16 protein-coding genes are annotated in these 18,490 nt (G+C 71.9%); 13 read left to right on the plus strand and 3 right to left on the minus strand.

The window, feature by feature from the left end:
• The first annotated feature begins 130 nt into the window (after positions 1–130).
• The 4 genes from ACGFR9_RS17145 (at position 131) to ACGFR9_RS17160 (ending at position 4,270) form a co-directional block, all read left to right on the plus strand.
• Positions 131–1,351 (plus strand): TIGR04053 family radical SAM/SPASM domain-containing protein, encoded by a 1,221-nt coding sequence (locus ACGFR9_RS17145; protein ID WP_393208716.1) that lies wholly within the window; start codon positions 131–133, stop codon positions 1,349–1,351.
• Positions 1,332–2,660, plus strand: coding sequence for a multicopper oxidase domain-containing protein (locus ACGFR9_RS17150; RefSeq protein ID WP_393208719.1), 1,329 nt, complete (start codon positions 1,332–1,334; stop codon positions 2,658–2,660). The genes ACGFR9_RS17145 and ACGFR9_RS17150 overlap by 20 nt, the downstream gene beginning before the upstream one ends.
• On the plus strand, positions 2,660–3,106 hold the full coding sequence (locus tag ACGFR9_RS17155) for a hypothetical protein (RefSeq protein WP_393208722.1): 447 nt from the start codon (positions 2,660–2,662) through the stop codon (positions 3,104–3,106). The genes ACGFR9_RS17150 and ACGFR9_RS17155 overlap by 1 nt, the downstream gene beginning before the upstream one ends.
• 159 nt (positions 3,107–3,265) lie before the next feature.
• The gene (locus ACGFR9_RS17160; protein ID WP_393208725.1) at positions 3,266–4,270 is read left to right on the plus strand and encodes an Acg family FMN-binding oxidoreductase; all 1,005 of its coding nucleotides are present in this window, start codon (positions 3,266–3,268) and stop codon (positions 4,268–4,270) included.
• Positions 4,271–4,298: 28 nt separating this feature from the next.
• On the opposite strand, the gene ACGFR9_RS17165 is transcribed toward ACGFR9_RS17160, so the two are convergent.
• The gene (locus ACGFR9_RS17165) at positions 4,299–4,721 is read right to left on the minus strand and encodes a pyridoxamine 5'-phosphate oxidase family protein (protein ID WP_393208728.1); all 423 of its coding nucleotides are present in this window, start codon (positions 4,719–4,721) and stop codon (positions 4,299–4,301) included.
• Between the two features lie 288 nt (positions 4,722–5,009).
• Here ACGFR9_RS17165 and ACGFR9_RS17170 point away from each other — a divergent pair, with 288 nt between their 5' ends.
• The 6 genes from ACGFR9_RS17170 to narI all read left to right on the plus strand — a co-directional run bounded on the left by ACGFR9_RS17170 (position 5,010) and on the right by narI (position 13,781).
• Entirely contained in the window at positions 5,010–6,281 is a 1,272-nt protein-coding gene (locus ACGFR9_RS17170; protein ID WP_393208731.1) for an MFS transporter, read from the plus strand.
• Positions 6,282–6,339: 58 nt separating this feature from the next.
• Entirely contained in the window at positions 6,340–6,816 is a 477-nt protein-coding gene (locus ACGFR9_RS17175; RefSeq protein WP_393208734.1) for a hemerythrin domain-containing protein, read from the plus strand.
• Between the two features lie 186 nt (positions 6,817–7,002).
• Entirely contained in the window at positions 7,003–10,686 is a 3,684-nt protein-coding gene (locus ACGFR9_RS17180; protein WP_393208737.1) for a nitrate reductase subunit alpha, read from the plus strand.
• A 1-nt stretch (position 10,687) separates the two neighbouring features.
• Entirely contained in the window at positions 10,688–12,367 is a 1,680-nt protein-coding gene (gene narH, locus ACGFR9_RS17185) for a nitrate reductase subunit beta (RefSeq protein WP_393208740.1), read from the plus strand.
• The gene (gene narJ, locus ACGFR9_RS17190; protein ID WP_030226956.1) at positions 12,364–13,017 is read left to right on the plus strand and encodes a nitrate reductase molybdenum cofactor assembly chaperone; all 654 of its coding nucleotides are present in this window, start codon (positions 12,364–12,366) and stop codon (positions 13,015–13,017) included. Before narH ends, narJ begins: the two co-directional genes overlap by 4 nt.
• On the plus strand, positions 13,014–13,781 hold the full coding sequence (gene narI, locus ACGFR9_RS17195) for a respiratory nitrate reductase subunit gamma (RefSeq protein ID WP_051713938.1): 768 nt from the start codon (positions 13,014–13,016) through the stop codon (positions 13,779–13,781). Before narJ ends, narI begins: the two co-directional genes overlap by 4 nt.
• Before the next feature lie 8 nt (positions 13,782–13,789).
• On the opposite strand, the gene ACGFR9_RS17200 is transcribed toward narI, so the two are convergent.
• Both ACGFR9_RS17200 and ACGFR9_RS17205 read right to left on the minus strand, forming a co-directional pair.
• Positions 13,790–15,532, minus strand: coding sequence for a GAF domain-containing protein (locus ACGFR9_RS17200; RefSeq protein WP_393208744.1), 1,743 nt, complete (start codon positions 15,530–15,532; stop codon positions 13,790–13,792).
• Between the two features lie 175 nt (positions 15,533–15,707).
• Positions 15,708–16,310, minus strand: coding sequence for a CGNR zinc finger domain-containing protein (locus tag ACGFR9_RS17205; protein WP_393208747.1), 603 nt, complete (start codon positions 16,308–16,310; stop codon positions 15,708–15,710).
• Positions 16,311–16,489: 179 nt separating this feature from the next.
• Here ACGFR9_RS17205 and ACGFR9_RS17210 point away from each other — a divergent pair, with 179 nt between their 5' ends.
• The 3 genes from ACGFR9_RS17210 to ACGFR9_RS17220 form a co-directional block, all read left to right on the plus strand.
• Positions 16,490–16,954 (plus strand): VOC family protein, encoded by a 465-nt coding sequence (locus ACGFR9_RS17210; protein ID WP_393208750.1) that lies wholly within the window; start codon positions 16,490–16,492, stop codon positions 16,952–16,954.
• Between the two features lie 157 nt (positions 16,955–17,111).
• A complete protein-coding gene (locus tag ACGFR9_RS17215; protein ID WP_393208753.1) occupies positions 17,112–18,008 on the plus strand; it encodes a pyridoxamine 5'-phosphate oxidase family protein in 897 nt (298 codons plus the stop codon).
• A gap of 54 nt (positions 18,009–18,062) precedes the next feature.
• A partial coding sequence (locus tag ACGFR9_RS17220; protein ID WP_393209572.1) for a ferredoxin occupies positions 18,063–18,490 on the plus strand: 428 nt, incomplete at its 3' end.

Here is an 18,490-nt window from a genome sequence, read left to right on the forward strand (position 1 = left end):
GCTGCCACCGCTGCCGCTCGCGGTGGGAGCCGCGCCGGGTCCGACCCGGCCACCGTCCGGCCGCCCGCCTCGTCTGCCCCGACTCCAGGGCGGCCGGACACAGCCTCGGCACCCGGTGGAGGGCCGCGCGATGAGCACCGCCGCCCACGCGCTCCGACGCCAGCGGCACGACGCGGGGGAGCGCCCCTTCATCGTGATCTGGGAGTCCACCCGGGCCTGCCCGCTGGCCTGTCTGCACTGCCGCGCCGAGGCCGTGCCCGACCGCGACCCGCGCGAGCTGGACACCGCCGCCGCGAAGGACCTGCTCCACCAGGTCGCCGACTTCGGGCGGCCCGCCCCACTCCTCGTGATCACCGGCGGCGACCCCTTCCAGCGCCCCGACCTGACCGAACTCATCGCGTACGGCCGGGAGATCGGGGTCCGCGTAGCGGTGTCCCCGTCCGGCACGCCGACGGTGACGGCGGAGCGGCTGCGGGAACTGCGCGAGGCGGGCGCGGTCGGACTCTCACTGAGCCTGGACGGCTCCACCGCCGGCGTCCACGACACCTTCCGCGGTGTTCCCGGCGTGTTCCGCTGGACCCTGGACGCCTGGGACGCGGCGCGCGCTCTCGGCATGAAGGTGCAGATCAACACCACGGTCGCCCGGCACAACCTGCACGACCTCCCCGACATCGTGCACCTGGTGGCCGAGCACGGGGCGATGCTGTGGAGCGCCTTCTTCCTGGTGCCCACCGGACGCGGCCGGCAACTCGGCGTGCTCACCGCCGCCGAGACCGAGGACGTCCTCAACTTCGTGTACGACGTCGGCCTCACCGTGCCGGCCAAGACCACCGAGGCCCACCACTTCCGCCGCGTCGCGCTGCAGCGCAAGGTGCTGGAGCACGCCGGCGACGACCATGCGGCGGTGCTCGGACTCGGACCGCTGTACAGGGAGTTGAGCGGGCGGGCGGCGGAGCTGGGCCTGGACACCGGGGCGCGCCGGGTGCGGCGCCCGCCGCTGGACGTCAACGCGGGCCGCGGCTTCGTCTTCATCTCGCACACCGGCACGGTCCACCCGAGCGGCTTCCTTTCGCTGGGCGCCGGAAGCGTGCGCGAGACACCGCTGACGGAGATCTACCGCACCTCCGAACTGTTCACCGGCCTGCGGGACGCCGACCGGCTGGGCGGCCGGTGCGGCGCGTGCGAGTTCCGCCGGGTCTGCGGCGGCTCGCGGTCACGCGCGTACGGCGTCACCGGCGACCCGTACGCCGAGGAGCCCTGGTGCGGCTACCAGCCGGGCTCCTTCCCCCGTCAGCGGGAACTGGCGGCGCTGCTGGGCGGCGAGGAGAGCCGTGGACGGCAAGGACACTGACCGGACGGTGACTTCACGGCGGCCCGCCCTGTGGGGCACCGTCGCGGGCGCCGTGATCACCGTCCTGGCCGTGCTCGTCGCCAACAGCGGCAAGGACACGGTCCCCGGCACGGCGGCGCCGGGCGCGGGCACCACGCGCACCGTCGCCGTGACCTTGGCCGACATGCGCGTACGCCCCGCACGGATCGAGATCGCCGCCGGCACCGTACTGCGGCTGAAGGTCACCAACTCCGACGCCCGGCGCCACGACCTCAAGGTCGAGAACGGCCCCGCCACCCCGCTGCTCGACCGGGGCGAGACCCGCACGCTCGACCTCGGCACGGTCACCGGCGACCGTGCGGCGTGGTGCACCCTGCCGGGCCACCGCGCGGCGGGGATGACGATGGACATCGTCGTCACGGACGACACCGGCCACGAGGGCCACTCCACGGCCGGCGGCCCGGACCTCTTGGCCGGCTTCTCCCCCGGCTGGCAGCCACGCGACGCCGACCTGGCACCCGCACCCGGCGGAACGGTCCACAGGACCGAACTGCGCGCCGCGCACACCACGGTCGAAGTGGCCCCAGGCGTGAAGCAGGAGAGATGGACCTTCGGCGGCACCGCACCGGGCCCCACCCTGCGGGGCAAGGTCGGCGACGTCTTCGAGATCACCCTCGTCAACGACGATCGACGCATGGGCCATGGCATCGACTTCCACGCCGGCTCCCTCGCCCCCGACGGGCCGATGCGCACCATCGAGCCCGGCGAACGCCTGGTCCACCGCTTCCGCGCGGAGAGGGCCGGGGCGTGGCTGTACCACTGCAGCACCGCGCCCATGCTCCAGCACATCGGCAACGGCATGTACGGTGCCGTCGTCATCGACCCGCCCGGCCTCGCCGAAGTCGACCACGAGTACCTGCTGGTCTCCTCCGAGCTCTACCTCGGCACACCCGGCAGCACCGCACAGGTGACCAGGATGCGTGAACACACCCCGGACGCCTGGGCGTTCAACGGTGTCGCGAACCAGTACACCCAGCGGCCCCTGAGAGCGAGGGCCGGTGAGCGGGCCCGCTTCTGGGTGGTCGCCGCCGGTCCGTCCGACGGCATCGCCTTCCACGTCGTCGGCACCGTCTTCGACACCGTGTACAAGGAAGGCGCCCACCTGCTCGAACCGCAGGAAGCGGGCGGCTCGCAGGTCCTCGATCTGGCCCCGGCCCAGGGCGGGTTCGTCGAGACGACGTTCCCTGAAGCCGGTCACTACCCCTTCGTCGACCACGACATGCGCCACGCCGAGGCCGGGGCGCACGGCATGGTGGAGGTGAGCGACTGATGGACACCGTCGGCTGGTGGTCCCTGGTGCGGTTCGCGCATGTGGCGGGCGCCGCCCTGTGGGTCGGCGGCCAGCTCGCCCTCTCCCTGGTGGTCCTGCCACTGGCCCGCCATCTGCTGGGCCCCGAGGCCAAGGACTCCTTCACGGCCGCCGCCGGCCGCCGGTTCGGGATGCTGACCGGAGCGGTGTTCCTGCCCGTGCAGCTGGCCACCGGCTGGGCCATGGCCTGGCACCGGGGAGTCACCTGGGCCTCGCTCGCCGAACCCGGCTACGGCCGCACCCTCGCAGTCAAGCTCGTGCTGTTCGCCGTGGTGATGCTCGCCGCGGCGGGACACGGAATCGCCCACGCCAGACATCGCACCGACCTGGCCCGGGCCCTGGCGGTCGTCTCCCTCGTCGGGTCCCTCGGCGTCGTCCTGCTCGCCGCCGCCCTGCCCGCCACCTGACCCGACGCACACACCGCACCGACCGGACCACCCGGCCGGGACGACCTGCCCCCGGATCAAGGCCGTACGGCCCCCGGCAAGGGCCGGTCAACCCTCCTCACCAAGCTGTGGGCGGCGCAGAGTTGACGCAACGGAGGGCAACGTGGTGAAGGAGCCGAGATGCAGACCCGGGAAGTCGACGCCACAGCCGTTCAGGCCCTGCTGGCCGCGGCGGTGGCCGCACCGTCGATCCACAACACACAACCCTGGCGGTTCGGGCTGGACCCGGACAGCAGGTCGATCCTGGTCCGTGTCGACCGGAGACGACAGCTTCCGACCACCGATCCCCAGCTGCGCGCCCAGTACCTGTCGGTCGGCGCGGCCGTCTTCAACCTCCGGGTGGCGGCGGAGCACCTGGGCTGGCATCCCGTGGTCCGGCTCTGTCCCGCCGGGGAGGATCCCGACGTACTGGCCACGGTACGGCTGACCGGGACCGCCGCACCGGGACAGCCGTCCCTGCGCGCCCTGCACGCCGCCATCGAGCGACGCCACACCAGCCGGATGCCGTTCACCGGCCGGCCCGTGCCGGATTCGATCGTGAGCGAGATGACCGGCTCGGCCCGCGCGGAGGGCGCGCGTCTGGACGTCCCCGACATCATGGCGACCCGGCGCCTGCTGCGGCTGACGGCGGCGGCCGAGTCCCGCAACACCGTCCACTCCGCCCGCGCGGCCGAGGCACGTACCTGGATCACCGCCCCGGGAGCGGACGCCGCCTACGGCATTCCCCTGACGTCCCTGGGCCCGCAGGACGCGTCCAGGCGGATACCGGTGCGGGACTTCATCGGTGCGCTGCCCGCCCCGCACCTGCCCGCCCTGCGCTTCGAACGCCATGCCCAGGTGGCCCTGCTGTGGACGACCGACGACCGGCGCCACGACTGGCTGCGCGCCGGGCAGGCCCTGGAGCGGGTACTGCTCACGACGACCGCGCACGGAGTGCGGACCTCGATACTGCACCAGGCCATGGAGTGGCCGGACCTGCGGGAGGCCATGGCCGGATCGAGGCGGCGCTGCCACCCCCAGGTACTGATCCGCTTCGGATACGGCCCCGAGGGCGCCCGTACGCCCCGCGCGTCCGCGGACTCCGTTCTCGAGCCCCTCACGGGCCGGGAGACGGACGCCACCTGAGGTAACCGGGGCCGGGCGCGCGTGCGCCTCACCGCATGCTGAGTGCCCCGTTGAGTTCACGCCCGGTGACCATCTCGGAATCGATCCGGACGAACACTTCCTCCGTGAGGGGCATCCAGGAGCTGGGGCCGGTCCGGGAAAGCCGCTCGTGCTCGGCCGGGTCGGTCACCACGGAGGCACGCCCGGTGACGACCACACTCCAGCCGGACCGGCTCGCCGCGTCGAATTCGTCCGCCTCGAAGGCGACGACGACACCGTCGATGGCGCGTACCAGGTCCGCGGTCGGCGACGTGCGCACCAGAACGGAGCCGTCCCCGTCCAGGGAGAAGTTGATGGGCAGGACCGCGGGCAGTGCCTGCCGGGTGTACACGATGCGGCCGACCGGCACCACGGCGAGCAGGCGCAGGCACTCCTGTCGGCCGAGTGCGCGAAAGCCGTCTGACTGGAACATCAGCCCATGGTCCCCCGCGGACCCTGCCCGGGGTAGGGCCGACCGGCCCTACCCCGGACCCCCGCTCGCGACGACCGGCCTGGGCACCCGGCCGGGGACAGGGACGTCCGGGGCCGCAGGAGGGGCCTGTCCGTCCGCCCCCAGGGACTCCTGGCCCATGCCGCCGGCGCGCCCGGATTACGGACAGTGGTCATGGGACGCAGTCGGGCGGGCGAGGGGCCCGCCGCGGAGGTGCGGTCCCGGTGGTGCCCGCTCACCACCCCTGCTCGAGGAGAGGGAACGGACAACATGGTCCAGTCGTCGAAGGCCAAGAGTGAAAGCACATCGCCGGGTGCTCCCGTGCCCGGCCGGGCGTGGTTGATGCTGGCCCTGGCCACGATCGGTTTCGCCGTCAACTTCTGGGCGTGGGCGCTGCTGAGCCCTCTGGGCCCGCGCTTCAAGACCGGCCTCGACCTGACGTCGTTCGAACAGTCGCTGCTGGTGGCGGTGCCCGTCGTGGTCGGCTCCCTCGGACGTATCCCGGTGGGCGCCCTCACCGACCGGTTCGGCGGACGAGTGATGTTCCCGATCGTGTCCGCCGTCACCATCGTGCCGGTGCTCTACCTCGGCCTGGCCGGGCACTCCTCACTCGCCGCCCTGCTGGCCGGCGGGTTCTTCCTCGGCATCGGCGGCACCGCCTTCGCGGTCGGCGTGCCCCTCGTCAACTCCTGGTTCCCGCCCGAGCGGCGCGGCCTGGCCATCGGCGTCTTCGGCGCCGGCATGGGCGGCACCGCGATCAGCGCCCTGACCACGGTGAAGCTGGTCGACGCGAACAGCATGGCGACACCGTTCCTGATCACCGCCGGGGCGCTGGCCGTGTACGCGGTGGCCGCCGCGCTGCTGCTGCGTGACGCACCCGGCCGTACCGTGCCGGCCGAGCCGCTGGCCCGCCGTCTCGCCTCGACCCTGCGCCTCGGCATCACCTGGCAGGCGTCCGCCCTGTACGCGGTCGCGTTCGGCGGCTACGTCGCCTTCTCCGTCTATCTGCCCACCTACCTCAGGACCGGCTACGGCCTCACCCAGGCCGACGCCGCGAACCGGATGGCCGGATTCGTGCTGCTGGCGGTGGCGATGCGCCCGATCGGCGGCTGGCTGTCGGACCGGCTGGGCCCGGTCCGGGTACTGGCCGGCTCGCTGGGCGTGGTCGTGGCCGGCGCGGTGGCGCAGTCCTTCACCCCGGCACTGGCCCCGGTGGGCACCATCGCCTTCCTCGCCATGGCCGCCGCGCTCGGCGCCGGCAGCGGAGCGACCTTCGCCCTGGTCGCCCAGCGGACCCCGGCCGACAAGGTCGGCTCCGTCACCGGCGTGGTCGGCGCCGCCGGCGGACTGGGCGGCTTCCTGCCCCCGCTGGTGATGGGCTCCCTGTACGGCGAGTACGGCACCTACGCGGGGGGCCTCGCCCTCCTCGCGGTCGTGGCCGCCGTCGCCCTGGCCTACACCCTCACCGGCGTCCGGGACGGCGACCGGGCACCGCGCGCCGGCGGCGAACGCCGCCGGCGCACCGCACAGACCACCGGCTGACACCGGCGGGCGGACGGACACCACGGACCTGTCGGACAAGATGAAGGAGAAACCGACGATGTGCGAGTACTGCGGCTGCCAGTCCCTGGCGTCCATCGGCGAACTGACCCGCGAGCACGACGAGGTCGTCCGCCTGATCAGCCACCTGCGCCCCGCGCACCGGAACGGGGACATCGCCCGGATGGCCGAGCTGGCCCGCCGCATCACCACCGTGCTCGTCCCCCACACCAGGGTCGAGGAGCACGGCCTGTTCCCCGCCATGGCCGCTGACTTCCCCGACCGGATCGCCGCCCTGGAGGCCGAGCACCGGCAGGTCGAGTCGGTGCTGGCCGAGGCCGCCGACGGCGTCACGCTGGCGGACCCGGCCTGGCCCGGCCGTCTGCTGGAGGCCATGGCCATGCTGCGCGAACACATCCTCAAGGAACAGGACGGCGTCTTCCCCGCGGCCCTCGCCACCCTCGGCACCGAGGAGTGGGAAGCGGTCGACAAGGTCCGCGCGGAGGCAGGCACCGCCCTGCCCCGGCCGGCCGCCTGATCCCACCGACGGCACGCCGTCCCTCCCGAAGGGCCCGTTTCGCGTGATCCTGGTGCGGCTGTTGACCTTCCCGGGGACGGGAGTCGTAGAGTCGTGGCGGCCAGACTTGATCACGACTCGAACGGGCCCGCGTGCCCGGGACGGGGTGGCACGGTGGGCACGGAGACCGGTCGGACACGGGCAGGCATGGACGGCGAGCTGGCGGAGGCGCTCGTCCGCAGCCGTCGCTTCTTCACCCGGGCGGAGGTCTCCGACGACCTGCGCACCCTGCACCGCAAGGGCGGCAGACAGGCGGACGAGTTCTACCGGGACCGCTGGTCCCACGACAAGGTGGTCCGCTCCACCCACGGTGTGAACTGCACGGGTTCCTGCTCCTGGAAGGTGTACGTCAAGGACGGCATCATCACCTGGGAGGCGCAGCAGACCGACTACCCGTCCGTCGGCCCGGACCGCCCCGAGTACGAGCCGCGCGGCTGCCCCCGGGGGGCGGCCTTCTCCTGGTACACCTACTCGCCCACGAGGGTGCGCTACCCGTACGTCCGCGGCGTACTGCTGCGGATGTACCGCGAGGCCAAGGAGCGGCTCGGCGACCCGGTCGCGGCCTGGGCCGACATCGTGTCCGACCCCGAGAAGGCACGCCGCTACAAACGCGCGCGCGGCAAGGGCGGTCTGGTACGGGCGAGCTGGGACGAGGCGGTGGAGATGATCGCCGCCGCGCACGTCCACACGATCAAGGAGTACGGCCCCGACCGGCTGGCCGGGTTCTCACCGATCCCGGCGATGTCGATGGTCTCGCACGCGGCCGGGGCCCGCTTCTACTCGCTGCTCGGCGGGGCGATGCTGTCGTTCTACGACTGGTACGCCGACCTGCCGGTCGCCTCGCCGCAGATGTTCGGCGACCAGACGGACGTACCGGAGTCGGGGGACTGGTGGGACGCCGGCTATCTGATCATGTGGGGTTCGAACCTGCCGGTGACCCGCACTCCGGACGCCCACTGGATGGTCGAGGCCCGTTATCGCGGCCAGAAGGTCGTCGTCGTGTCGCCGGACTACGCGGACAACGTGAAGTTCGCCGACGAGTGGCTCGCCGCCCAGCCCGGCACCGACGGCGCGCTGGCGATGGCCATGGGGCATGTGATCCTCAAGGAGTTCTTCGTCGACCGGGCCACCCCGTACTTCCTCGACTACGTCAGGAAGTTCACGGACCTGCCCTTCCTGGTCGCCCTCGAGGAGGCGGAGGGCGGACCGGGCACCTACCGGCCCGGTAAGTTCCTGACCGCCGCCGACCTCGGCGGCGAGCACGCGGAGGCCGAGCACGCGGAGTTCCGTACCGTGCTGCTGGACGAGGTCACCGGCCGGCCCGTCGTCCCGAACGGCACGCTCGGCGACCGCTACGGCGACTCCGGCGCCGGCAAGTGGAACCTGGACCTCGGCGACACCAGGCCCGTGCTGTCCGCGGAGGGCGGTGCGGAGACACCGGTCGCGGTCGAACTGCCCCGCTTCGACGCCCTCGACGGCGGCGCGGACCGGCTGCGGCGCGGCGTGCCCGTACGCCGGGTCGCCGGGCGGCTGGTCACCACGGTCTACGACCTGCTGCTGGCCCAGTACGGCGTCGCCCGCCCCGGCCTGCCCGGTCGGTGGCCCGCCTCCTACGACGACGCGAGCGAGCCCTGCACCCCCGCCTGGCAGGCCGCCCTCACCGGGGTGGACGCGGGGAAGGCGGCCAGGATCGCCCGGGAGTTCGCGGCCAACGCGGAGGAGTCCGGCGGCCGTTCGATGATCGTCATGGGCGCGGGTACGAACCACTGGTTCCACTCCGACACCATCTACCGCGCGTTCCTGACCCTGACGACCCTCACCGGCTGCCAGGGCGTCAACGGTGGCGGCTGGGCGCACTACGTCGGCCAGGAGAAGGTGCGCCCCCTCACCGGTTACTCCACGATCGCGACCGCCGCCGACTGGAACCGCCCGGCCCGGCTGATGATCCAGACGGCCTACTGGTATCTGCACGGCGACCAGTTCCGCTACGACCCGTTCTCCGCCGACACGCTCGCCGCGGCCGGTGCGGGAGGCCCGTTCGCCGGGAAGACCACGGCGGACGTGATCGCGCAGTCGGCACGGATGGGCTGGATGCCGTCGTATCCGACCTTCGACCGCAACCCCCTCGACCTCGCCGACGAGGCCGAGACGGCGGGCCGCACCGTGGGCGAACACGTGGTGGAGGAACTGAAGGCGGGACGGCTCGGGTTCGCGGGCGAGGACCCCGACGCGCCGCGCAACTTCCCGCGCGTGCTGACCGTGTGGCGGGCCAATCTCCTGGGCTCCTCGGCCAAGGGAAACGAGTACTTCCTCAAGCACCTGCTCGGCACCGACTCCTCCGTACGCGCCACGGAGGCGCCCCCCGGGGCGCGGCCGCGGGACGTGGTCTGGCGGGAGGAGGCCCCCGAGGGCAAACTCGATCTGCTGCTCACCCTCGACTTCCGCATGACGAGCACCACCGTCTTCTCCGACGTGGTGCTGCCCGCCGCCACCTGGTACGAGAAGCACGATCTGTCCAGCACCGACATGCACCCCTTCGTGCACGCCTTCAATCCGGCGATCTCCCCGCCCTGGCAGACCCGCACGGACTGGGACGCCTTCCACACCATCGCCCGCGAGTTCAGCCGGCAGGCCGCGGAGCATCTCGGCGTACGCAAGGACGTGGTGGCCGCGCCGCTGCTGCACGACACCCCGGACGAACTGGCGAACCCGCACGGCAGGGTGCGTGACTGGAAGGCGGGGGAGTGCGAGCCGGTTCCCGGCCGCACCATGCCCAAGCTGATCACCGTGGAGCGCGACTACGGCGCCGTCGCCGACAGGATGGGCGCGCTCGGCCCGCTGCTGGACACCCTGGGCGCCACCACCAAGGGCGTCACCTTCAGACTGGAACGCGAACTCGACTACCTGCGGCACAAGAACGGCACGGTACGCGGCGGGGCGGCCGACGGCCGTCCGTCGATCGCCCGCGATGTGCACGCCTGCGAGGCGATCCTCGCGATGTCGGGCACCACGAACGGGCATCTGGCCACGCAGGGCTTCCACACCGTCGAGGCACGCACCGGGACCCGGCTGGCGGATCTGGCCGCCGAGCACGAGGGCAAACAGATCACCTTCGCCGACACCCAGGCCGCCCCCGTGCCGGTCATCACCTCCCCGGAATGGTCGGGTTCGGAGACCGGCGGACGCCGCTACTCGCCGTTCACCGTCAACGTCGAGCGGCTCAAACCCTGGCACACCCTCACCGGCCGCCAGCACTTCTACCTCGACCACGACTGGATGAGCGCACTCGGTGAGCAACTCCCCGTCTACCGGCCCCCGTTGAACATGAACGCGCTCTTCGGCGAGCCCCGCATCGGCGATACCGGCGAACTCGGCGTCACCGTGCGCTACCTCACCCCGCACAACAAGTGGTCGATCCACTCCGAGTACCAGGACAACCTGTTCATGCTGTCGCTGTCCCGGGGCGGACCGACGATCTGGATGAGCACCCAGGACGCGGCCAAGGCCGGGGTGAAGGACAACGACTGGGTCGAGGCGGTCAACCGCAACGGCGTGGTCGCCGCCCGCGCGATCGTCTCGCACCGGATGCCGGAGGGCACGGTCTACATGCACCACGCCCAGGACCGGCTGATCGACGTGCCCCGCACCGAGACCACGGGCCGCCGGGGCGGCATCCACAACTCCCTCACCCGGCTGCTGATCAAACCGAGCCATCTCATCGGCGGCTACGCGCAGTTGTCGTACGCCTTCAACTACCTCGGCCCGACCGGCAACCAGCGCGACGAGGTCACCGTCGTCCGGCGCCGTACGAACCAGGAGGTGGAGTACTGAGATGCGGGTCATGGCACAGATGGCGATGGTGATGAACCTCGACAAGTGCATCGGCTGCCACACCTGTTCAGTCACCTGCAAACAGGCATGGACCAACCGCGCCGGAGTCGAGTACGTCTGGTTCAACAACGTCGAGACCCGGCCCGGCCAGGGCTACCCCCGCCGCTACGAGGACCAGGAGAAGTGGCGCGGTGGCTGGGAGCTGAACAAGCGCGGCAATCTCGCGCTGAAGGCCGGCGGCCGCTTCAAGAAGCTCGTCACGATCTTCTCCAACCCCGTCCTCCCGTCCCTCGACGACTACTACGAGCCCTGGACGTACGACTACGAGACCCTGACCAACGCCCCGCTGCAGGAGCACACCCCGGTCGCCCGCCCCAAGTCCCTGATCACCGGCAAGGACATGAAGATCTCCTGGTCGGCGAACTGGGACGACGACCTCGGCGGATCCGCCGAACACGGCGAGAAGGACGTCCTCCTCAACGAGGTCTCCGAGAAGATCAAGTTCGAGTTCGAGCAGACCTTCATGTTCTATCTGCCGCGCATCTGCGAGCACTGCCTCAACCCCTCGTGCGCGGCCTCCTGTCCCTCCGGCGCGATCTACAAGCGCGAGGAGGACGGCATCGTCCTCGTCGACCAGGACCGCTGCCGCGGCTGGCGGATGTGCGTCACGGGCTGCCCGTACAAGAAGGTGTACTTCAACCACCGCACCGGCAAGGCCGAGAAGTGCACCTTCTGCTTCCCCCGCGTCGAGGTCGGCCTGCCCACCGTCTGCTCCGAGACCTGCGTCGGCCGGCTGCGCTACATCGGGCTCGTCCTCTACGACGCCGACCGCGTCCTGGAAGCCGCCTCCACCCCCGACGACACCGGCCTGTACGAGGCCCAGCGGCAGGTCTTCCTCGACCCGTACGACCCACAGGTCATCGCGGCGGCGGAGAAGGCGGACATCCCCCGGGACTGGATCGAGGCCGCCCAGCGGTCCCCGGTCCACGCCCTCATCAACACGTACAAGGTGGCCCTGCCGCTGCACCCGGAGTACCGCACCCTGCCCATGGTCTGGTACATCCCGCCGCTCTCCCCGGTCGTCGACGCCGTACGGGACACCGGCCGGGACGCCGAGGACCACCGCAACCTCTTCGCCGCCGTCGACGCCCTGCGCATCCCGGTCGACTACCTCGCCCAGCTCTTCACCGCGGGCGACCCGGCACCCGTGGACGCGGTCCTGCGCCGGCTGGCCGCCATGCGCGCCTACATGCGGGACATCAACCTCGGCCGCGAACCCGACGCCTCCATCCCCGAGACCGTCGGCATGGGCGAGGAACAGCTGTACGACATGTACCGGCTGCTGGCCCTGGCGAAGTACGACGAGCGGTACGTCATCCCGCCCGCCCACGCCGAGCAGGCCCACCAGCTCGAGGAGTTGGCCACCGAGTGCAGCCTGGACTACGAGGGCGGCCCCGGCATGGGCGGCTCCGGCCCCTTCGGTGAGTCCTCCGGCGGCGCGGCACCGATCGCGGTGGAGAACTTCCACGCCCTGCGCCACCGGCAGACCTCCGACACCGCCGCCGCCCCCACCGACAAGGACACCCGCGTCAACCTCCTCAACTGGGACGGCAAGGGTTCCCCGCCCGGCCTCTTCCCGGACCGGCCGGCCGACGACGGGAAGGGTGAGTCGAAGCCATGAGAAGGAAGACCACCCGCACCCAGCCCTGGCACCCCCACGCCTGGCAGGTCCAGTCCCTGCTGCTCGCCTACCCGGACGAGCAGTTCGAGCAGCGCCTGGCCCTGGCGGCCCGGGTCGCCGCCACCCTCCCGGAACCCGTCGCCCACCCCTTGCTCCGCTTCACCGCCCACGCCGGACGGACGGCCGGCGCCGATCTGGCCACCGCCTACGTCGCCACCTTCGACCACCGCAAACGCTGCTGCCCCTATCTGACGTACTACGCCCACGGCGACACCAGGAAGCGCGGCCTCGCCCTGCTGCGGCTGAAACAGACGTACGCCGCGGCCGGCCGGCGCCTGACCGACGACGAACTGCCCGACCACCTCGCCGTCGTCCTGGAGTTCGCCGCCACGGACCCCGGGGCCGGACACCGCCTCCTCACCGAGCACCGTGCCGGCCTGGAACTGCTGCGCCTGGCCCTGACCGACGACGCCGCACCCTGGGCGCACGTCCTGGACTCCGTCTCGGCCACCCTGCCCGCCCTCGCCGGCGACGACCGCGAAGCCGTCCTGCGCCTCGCCGCTCAGGGCCCGCCCGAGGAACAGGTCGGCCTCGACCCCTACGCGTCGCCCGTGTTCCTGCCCGACCCCGTCGTAGGAGGCCCCCGATGACCGCGCCCGCGCAGCCCCTCACCCTGGCGGTCGGGACCGGCACCGGCGGCATCCTGCTCTGGGTCGTCCTGCCCTATGTGGCCCTCGCCGTGTTCGTGCTCGGCCACATCTGGCGCTACCGCTACGACAAGTTCGGCTGGACCACCCGCTCCTCCCAGCTGTACGAACGGCGCCTGCTGCGCATCGGCAGCCCCCTGTTCCACTTCGGCATCCTCGTCGTGCTCCTCGGCCACATCGGCGGCCTCGTCATCCCCAAGAGCTGGACCGAGGCGGCCGGGATCAGCGAGCACATGTATCACATTGGCGCGGTCGTCCTCGGCACCATCGCGGGCGTCGCCACCCTGGGCGGACTTGCCATCCTGATCTACCGGCGCCGCACCGTCGGCCCCGTCTTCTCCGCCACGACCCGCAACGACAAGGCCATGTACGTCTCCCTCACGGTGACCATCGGGCTCGGCCTGTCCGCCACGGTGGCCGCGAACCTCGTCGGCGGAGGATACGACTACCGCGAGACGATCTCCCCGTGGTTCCGCTCGATCTTCTACTTCCAGCCCGACCCGGACCTGATGACCGGCGCCCCGGTGCTGTTCCAGCTGCACGCGATCAGCGCCCTGCTGCTCTTCGCGGCCTGGCCGTTCACCCGGCTCGTCCATATGCTCACCGCGCCGCTGGGTTACCTCACCCGCCCGTACATCGTCTACCGCAGCCGTGACAGCCGCCTCGGCACCCGGCCGCCGCGCCGCGGCTGGGAACGCGTGGGGTGAACGGCCGTTCAGGCCCCGGTGGGCGCGGAGAGCGGAACGGTCCACTCCACGACGGTGCCGGTGGGCTCGTTCGGCGTGAGGGCGAAAGCGCCACCCAGGTCGGCGGCGCGCCGGCTCAGGTTGTCCAGGCCGCTGCGGCGGGTGACGGCCGGGTCGATACCGGTCCCGTTGTCGGCGACACGGAGCCGGACCCGGCTGCTGTCCGTCTCGACGGTGACCTCGACCGCCGTCGCGTGCGCGTGCCGGGCGGCGTTCGAGAGGGCCTCGCGCACCACCGCGAGGAGATGCTCGGCATGCCCGGCCGGTACGACGGTGTCCAGCAGCCCGGTCATGCGCAGAGCGGGGGTGAAGCCGAGCACGGCCGCGGCGCGGTCGGTCTCGGTGAGCAGTTTCGCGCGCAGCCCGCCGCGCCCGTCGGCCCGGTCCCGCTCGCGCAGGGCGTAGATCGTGCCGCGAATGGTCTTGATGGTGTCGTCCAGGTCCTCGACGACCCGCTGGACACGCTCGGCCGCCTCAGGCCGGTCGGAGACACGGCCGAGGACGGAATTCAGCGTCAGCCCGGAGGCGAACAACCGCTGGATCGCCAGGTCGTGCAGATCACGGGCGATACGGTCGCGGTCCGTCAGCACCATGAGATGGTCGGCCTCGCGGCGGTGCTCGGCGATCTCCAGGGCGAGGGCGGCCTGGTCGGAGAAGCCGTTGATCATGGCCATGGTGGCGTCGGTGAACTCGGTGCCGCCGGGCAGGTTCGCGACCTGCAGAACCCCGCGCACATGCTCGCCACCGCCCAGCGGGAGCAGGAAACCCGGCCCCAGGTCGATCTGCGCCGCTGAGCCGCCCCCGGACTGCGGTTCGTCGGACAGCGCACCGCTGGTGACCCGCTGGTTGGACCGGTAGACCTTCGCGGCCAGCGTGGCGGCCGGCAGGACCAGCCCCTCGACCTGCTCGGCCCCCGCACCGTCCGCGGCCTCGATCACCAGCTCGTCGCCGCCCTCCAGCGGTACCGCGAGCGTCACCAGGGCGGCGCCGGACAGCGTCCTGACGGTGGCGGCGACCTGGTGCAGCACCTGCTCCGGGTCCGCGCCCGACAGCAGGCTGCGGGCCAGATCGCTGCTGGCCGCCAGCCACTGCTCCCGGCGCCGGGTGTCCTCGTACAGACGGGCGTTGTCGATCGCGACGCCGGCCGCGGCCGCGAGCGTGCGCAGCACCGCCTCGTCGTCGTCGTCGAACTCCGCGCCGTCGCGTTTGTCGGTCAGATACAGGTTGCCGAAGACCTGGTCGCGCACGCGCACCGGCGCTCCCAGGAACGTGGTCATCGGCGGGTGTCCCTCGGGAAAGCCCACCGAGTCGGGGTGGCGGCCGAGCTCGGCCAGACGCAGCGGTTCCGGCTTACGGATCAGCAGCCCGAGGATGCCCTGCCCCTCGGGATAGTGGCCGATCCTCCGGACGGTCTCCTCGTCCATGCCGACCGTGATGAACTGCCGGATCCTCCCTTCCTCGCCGATCACTCCCAGCGCCCCGTACCGGGCGTCCACGAGGGTCACGGCCGACTCGGTGATCCGGCGCAGCACCACGTCGAGATCCAGATCGGAGCCGATGGCGAGGACGGCGTCCAGCAGCGTGTGCACCCGGTCCCGCGTCGCGCGGACCTGGGCGATATGGGCCTGCAGCCCCTCCAGCAGCTCGTCCAGCCGCAGCTGGGGCGCCGCCGGGCCGCCGCCCTCGCGCCCCCGTGCAGGAGTCTCCGCCATTTCCGCTCCCTCCGGAAAAGGTACCGCCGGCACCTCCTCATCATGCCCGAAAAGGCCTTGGCACCCGAACGCAGGTGTGAAGTGCGGCCGGCAGCCAAGATCCTATGGCCCGGCCTTCCCGCCCGGAGCGCCGCGTACGGTCCTTTACCGGGCCGGCCGCCGCAACCGCTGAATGCTATTTTGCAGGTTGGTGGTTCCTCTCTGGTCCGGGGCCGCCCTGGTGGCGTTCGTAGTGCCGACGGGTCTTCGCGCGGTTGCCGCAGGCCGCCATGGAGCACCACCGGCGGCGTCCGTTCCTGGACGTGTCGTAGAACCGCAACCGACAGTCGGGGTTGGCGCACTTGCGGATGCGGTCGGCCCCCTCCTCCAGCAGCCGCAGATAGGCCTCGGCCGTACGCCAGGCGGCGAGCCAGCCGGGAGTGTCGGTCTCGACGACCGCTTCCGGGCCCGCCGTGCCCAGCAGATGGCGAACGCGCCCGTGGGCCAGCGTGTCGTTGAGCATCTCCCTGGACCGCTCGAGGCCGGACCCCTCGCTGGTCACGAGCGAGCTCAGCGCGGTCCGCGTGGCCAGCAGCGCGCCGAGGGTCTCCTGGGTGTCGGGCGCGACGTCGGCGAGGCCGGCGGAGGAGAGCCAGATCGCGAGTCCGCCGGGACGTTCCAGCAGGTCATGGGTGCCACTGTCGTCGGTCCAGCGCGTGTTCAGCAGATCCAGCGGCAAGGGCTCCCCGAGCAGAGGGCGCGGGTCCGCGTCGGCGGCCTGGGCTGGCTGGGTGTTCATGCGGTGTGCCCTTTCGTGTCGGGGGCCATGCCATCACACCCACGAAGCTTAACCGGCTAAGCGACTTTCATCGGTTGACGCAGGAAGCGTCAACCGTTAATTTGGGATTGACCGGTTAGGAGAGGATGTCTCGCTCATCCCCGCCGGCCGGACGTACCCACCTCCTGGAAGGCGCTGTCATGACCACCGCTCCGTCCCCTGCCACCCTCAAGACCGGGCATATCGGCCTCAGCGTCACCGATCTCGACCGCTCGCTGCCGTTCTACGCCCGCGTCTTCGGCTTCGAGACCCTCGCCGAAGGCAAGGAGGACACCCGCCGGTGGGCGTTCCTCGGCCGCGGCGACGACCTCGTCGTCACCCTCTGGCAGCAGAGCGAGGACGGCTTCGCCACCGGCACCGCCGGCCTGCACCACCTCTCGTTCCAGGTGGACACCCTCGACGAGCTCGCCGCGACCGAGGCGGTGCTGCGCGAACTGGACACGGACTTCGTCCACGACGGAGTCACGGCGCACGCCGAGGGCGCCGCGTCGGGTGGCATCTTCTTCCGTGACCCCGACGGCATTCGTCTCGAGGTCTACGTGCCGACCGGTGCACAGGGCGCGCCCGCCCCCGCCGGCCAGGAGCCCACCGGCGGGTTCTTCTAGCAGAGTCACCGCGCCGGGAGGGCCCGGCCCGCACCGGACGACGGGTGCGCGAGCCTTCCGGCGCACGGAGACCAGCTGTCGTACGGGCGCGGCCCCTGCACCCGTGGGACGCGCCCGCTGGGGCGGCGCATGACAAGCCGACACGTGAGGAGCAGACATGGAGCCGTTCCACCGCGGCGAACTGGCCGTGCAGGAGAGAGCCGGTCTGAGTGAGCGGGCCAGGGCGGTCTCCGCCGCCGTCATGACCGAGATCCCGGCCGTGGCCGCGGACTTCCTGGCCGAGCAGCCGGTGCTCTTCATCGGCGCCGCCGACAGCCGTGGCGACGTCTGGTCCTCGCTCCTGACGGGAGAACCCGGATTCATCACCGTCAGCGGCCCCTCCTCCCTGAGCGTCGCCGCCACCCTCTCGACCGGCGACCCCCTGCACCGCACACTCGCCGAGCCGGCCCGCCTCGGCATGATCGCCTTGCAGCCCGGCACACGGCGGCGCATGCGCATGAACGGCACAGCACGCCCCACCGTCGGCGGTCTGGAGATCCGACTCGAGCAGATCTACGCCAACTGCCCCAAGTACATTCAGAAAAGGGAGCCCCACTGGCAGTCGGCCACTCCCGGCGACCCCCGTGAAGGCGGTGCGCTCACCGGTGAGGACATCACGCTCGTCGAGAACACGGACACCTTCTTCATCGCCACGGCGGACACGGCCGGCAACGCCGACGCCTCGCACCGCGGCGGCGGCCCGGGCTTCCTGACAGCCCTGAGCCCCCACCATCTGCGCTGGCCCGACTACGTCGGCAACTCGATGTTCAACACCTTCGGAAACCTCGAAGTCAATCCCCGCGCAGGCCTGTTGATCCCCGACTGGACCACAGGAACCCTGCTGCACCTGACCGGCACGGCCACCGTGGACTGGGACCCGGACCACGCGGCCGCCCTGCCGGGAGCGCAGCGCGTCGTGGACTTCACCGTCGAGCGTCTGATCCGCATCGACCACGCCTCCCCGCTGCGCTGGAGCGCTCCGCAGTTCTCCCGCTTCAACCCCCCGACCGGGTAAAGGAACAACAGCATGACCGAGTCTCCCGTCACCGGTCTCGAGGTGATCGTCGACATGGGCCTGTGCGACAGCCACGGCCAGTGTGTCTGCACCGCACCGCAGGTGTTCGCCTTCGACGAGGACGACGTCCTGGTGTACGAGCCCGATCCGGACGCCTCCCAGTACGGGCGGCCGGCTCCGACGACGTCGCCGGAGCCCTCTGAGTCCGCCTTTGGGCGGTCGCGGGCGTGGCTTCGGCCCGCTTGTACGAACAACGCCTGGACGGACGGTGGTCGCTCATGTCGGGCCGCGCGCGGCCGCGGTTCGCGCGCCACGCGGAGAGCGTCCCGCCGCCCCCCCAGCGCACGCGCGGTGATGACCCGGACGCGGGGGGGGGGGGGGCGGGCCCGCCCCCCCCCCCCCCCGCCCGCGGCCGCGGGGGGGGCCGGGGGGCCGCGGGGGGGACCGCGCCGCGGGGGGCCGGGGGGGCCCCCCGCCCGCGG

The organism is Streptomyces sp. NPDC048584 (genome assembly GCF_043199595.1).
GTDB lineage: Bacteria > Actinomycetota > Actinomycetes > Streptomycetales > Streptomycetaceae > Streptomyces > Streptomyces edwardsiae.

Excerpts from the sequence above, each read along its gene's own strand:
- ACGFR9_RS17215 (WP_393208753.1), top strand. The coding sequence starts at position 17,112 with ATGGAGCCGTTCCACCGCGGCGAACTGGCCGTGCAGGAGAGAGCCGGT.
- ACGFR9_RS17175 (WP_393208734.1), top strand. The coding sequence starts at position 6,340 with ATGTGCGAGTACTGCGGCTGCCAGTCCCTGGCGTCCATCGGCGAACTG.
- ACGFR9_RS17170 (WP_393208731.1), top strand. The coding sequence starts at position 5,010 with ATGGTCCAGTCGTCGAAGGCCAAGAGTGAAAGCACATCGCCGGGTGCT.
- ACGFR9_RS17165 (WP_393208728.1), bottom strand. The coding sequence starts at position 4,721 with ATGTTCCAGTCAGACGGCTTTCGCGCACTCGGCCGACAGGAGTGCCTG.
- ACGFR9_RS17145 (WP_393208716.1), top strand. The coding sequence starts at position 131 with ATGAGCACCGCCGCCCACGCGCTCCGACGCCAGCGGCACGACGCGGGG.
- narH (WP_393208740.1), top strand. The coding sequence starts at position 10,688 with ATGCGGGTCATGGCACAGATGGCGATGGTGATGAACCTCGACAAGTGC.
- ACGFR9_RS17200 (WP_393208744.1), bottom strand. The coding sequence starts at position 15,532 with ATGGCGGAGACTCCTGCACGGGGGCGCGAGGGCGGCGGCCCGGCGGCG.
- ACGFR9_RS17160 (WP_393208725.1), top strand. The coding sequence starts at position 3,266 with ATGCAGACCCGGGAAGTCGACGCCACAGCCGTTCAGGCCCTGCTGGCC.
- ACGFR9_RS17205 (WP_393208747.1), bottom strand. The coding sequence starts at position 16,310 with ATGAACACCCAGCCAGCCCAGGCCGCCGACGCGGACCCGCGCCCTCTG.
- ACGFR9_RS17155 (WP_393208722.1), top strand. The coding sequence starts at position 2,660 with ATGGACACCGTCGGCTGGTGGTCCCTGGTGCGGTTCGCGCATGTGGCG.
- narI (WP_051713938.1), top strand. The coding sequence starts at position 13,014 with ATGACCGCGCCCGCGCAGCCCCTCACCCTGGCGGTCGGGACCGGCACC.
- narJ (WP_030226956.1), top strand. The coding sequence starts at position 12,364 with ATGAGAAGGAAGACCACCCGCACCCAGCCCTGGCACCCCCACGCCTGG.
- ACGFR9_RS17210 (WP_393208750.1), top strand. The coding sequence starts at position 16,490 with ATGACCACCGCTCCGTCCCCTGCCACCCTCAAGACCGGGCATATCGGC.
- ACGFR9_RS17180 (WP_393208737.1), top strand. The coding sequence starts at position 7,003 with ATGGACGGCGAGCTGGCGGAGGCGCTCGTCCGCAGCCGTCGCTTCTTC.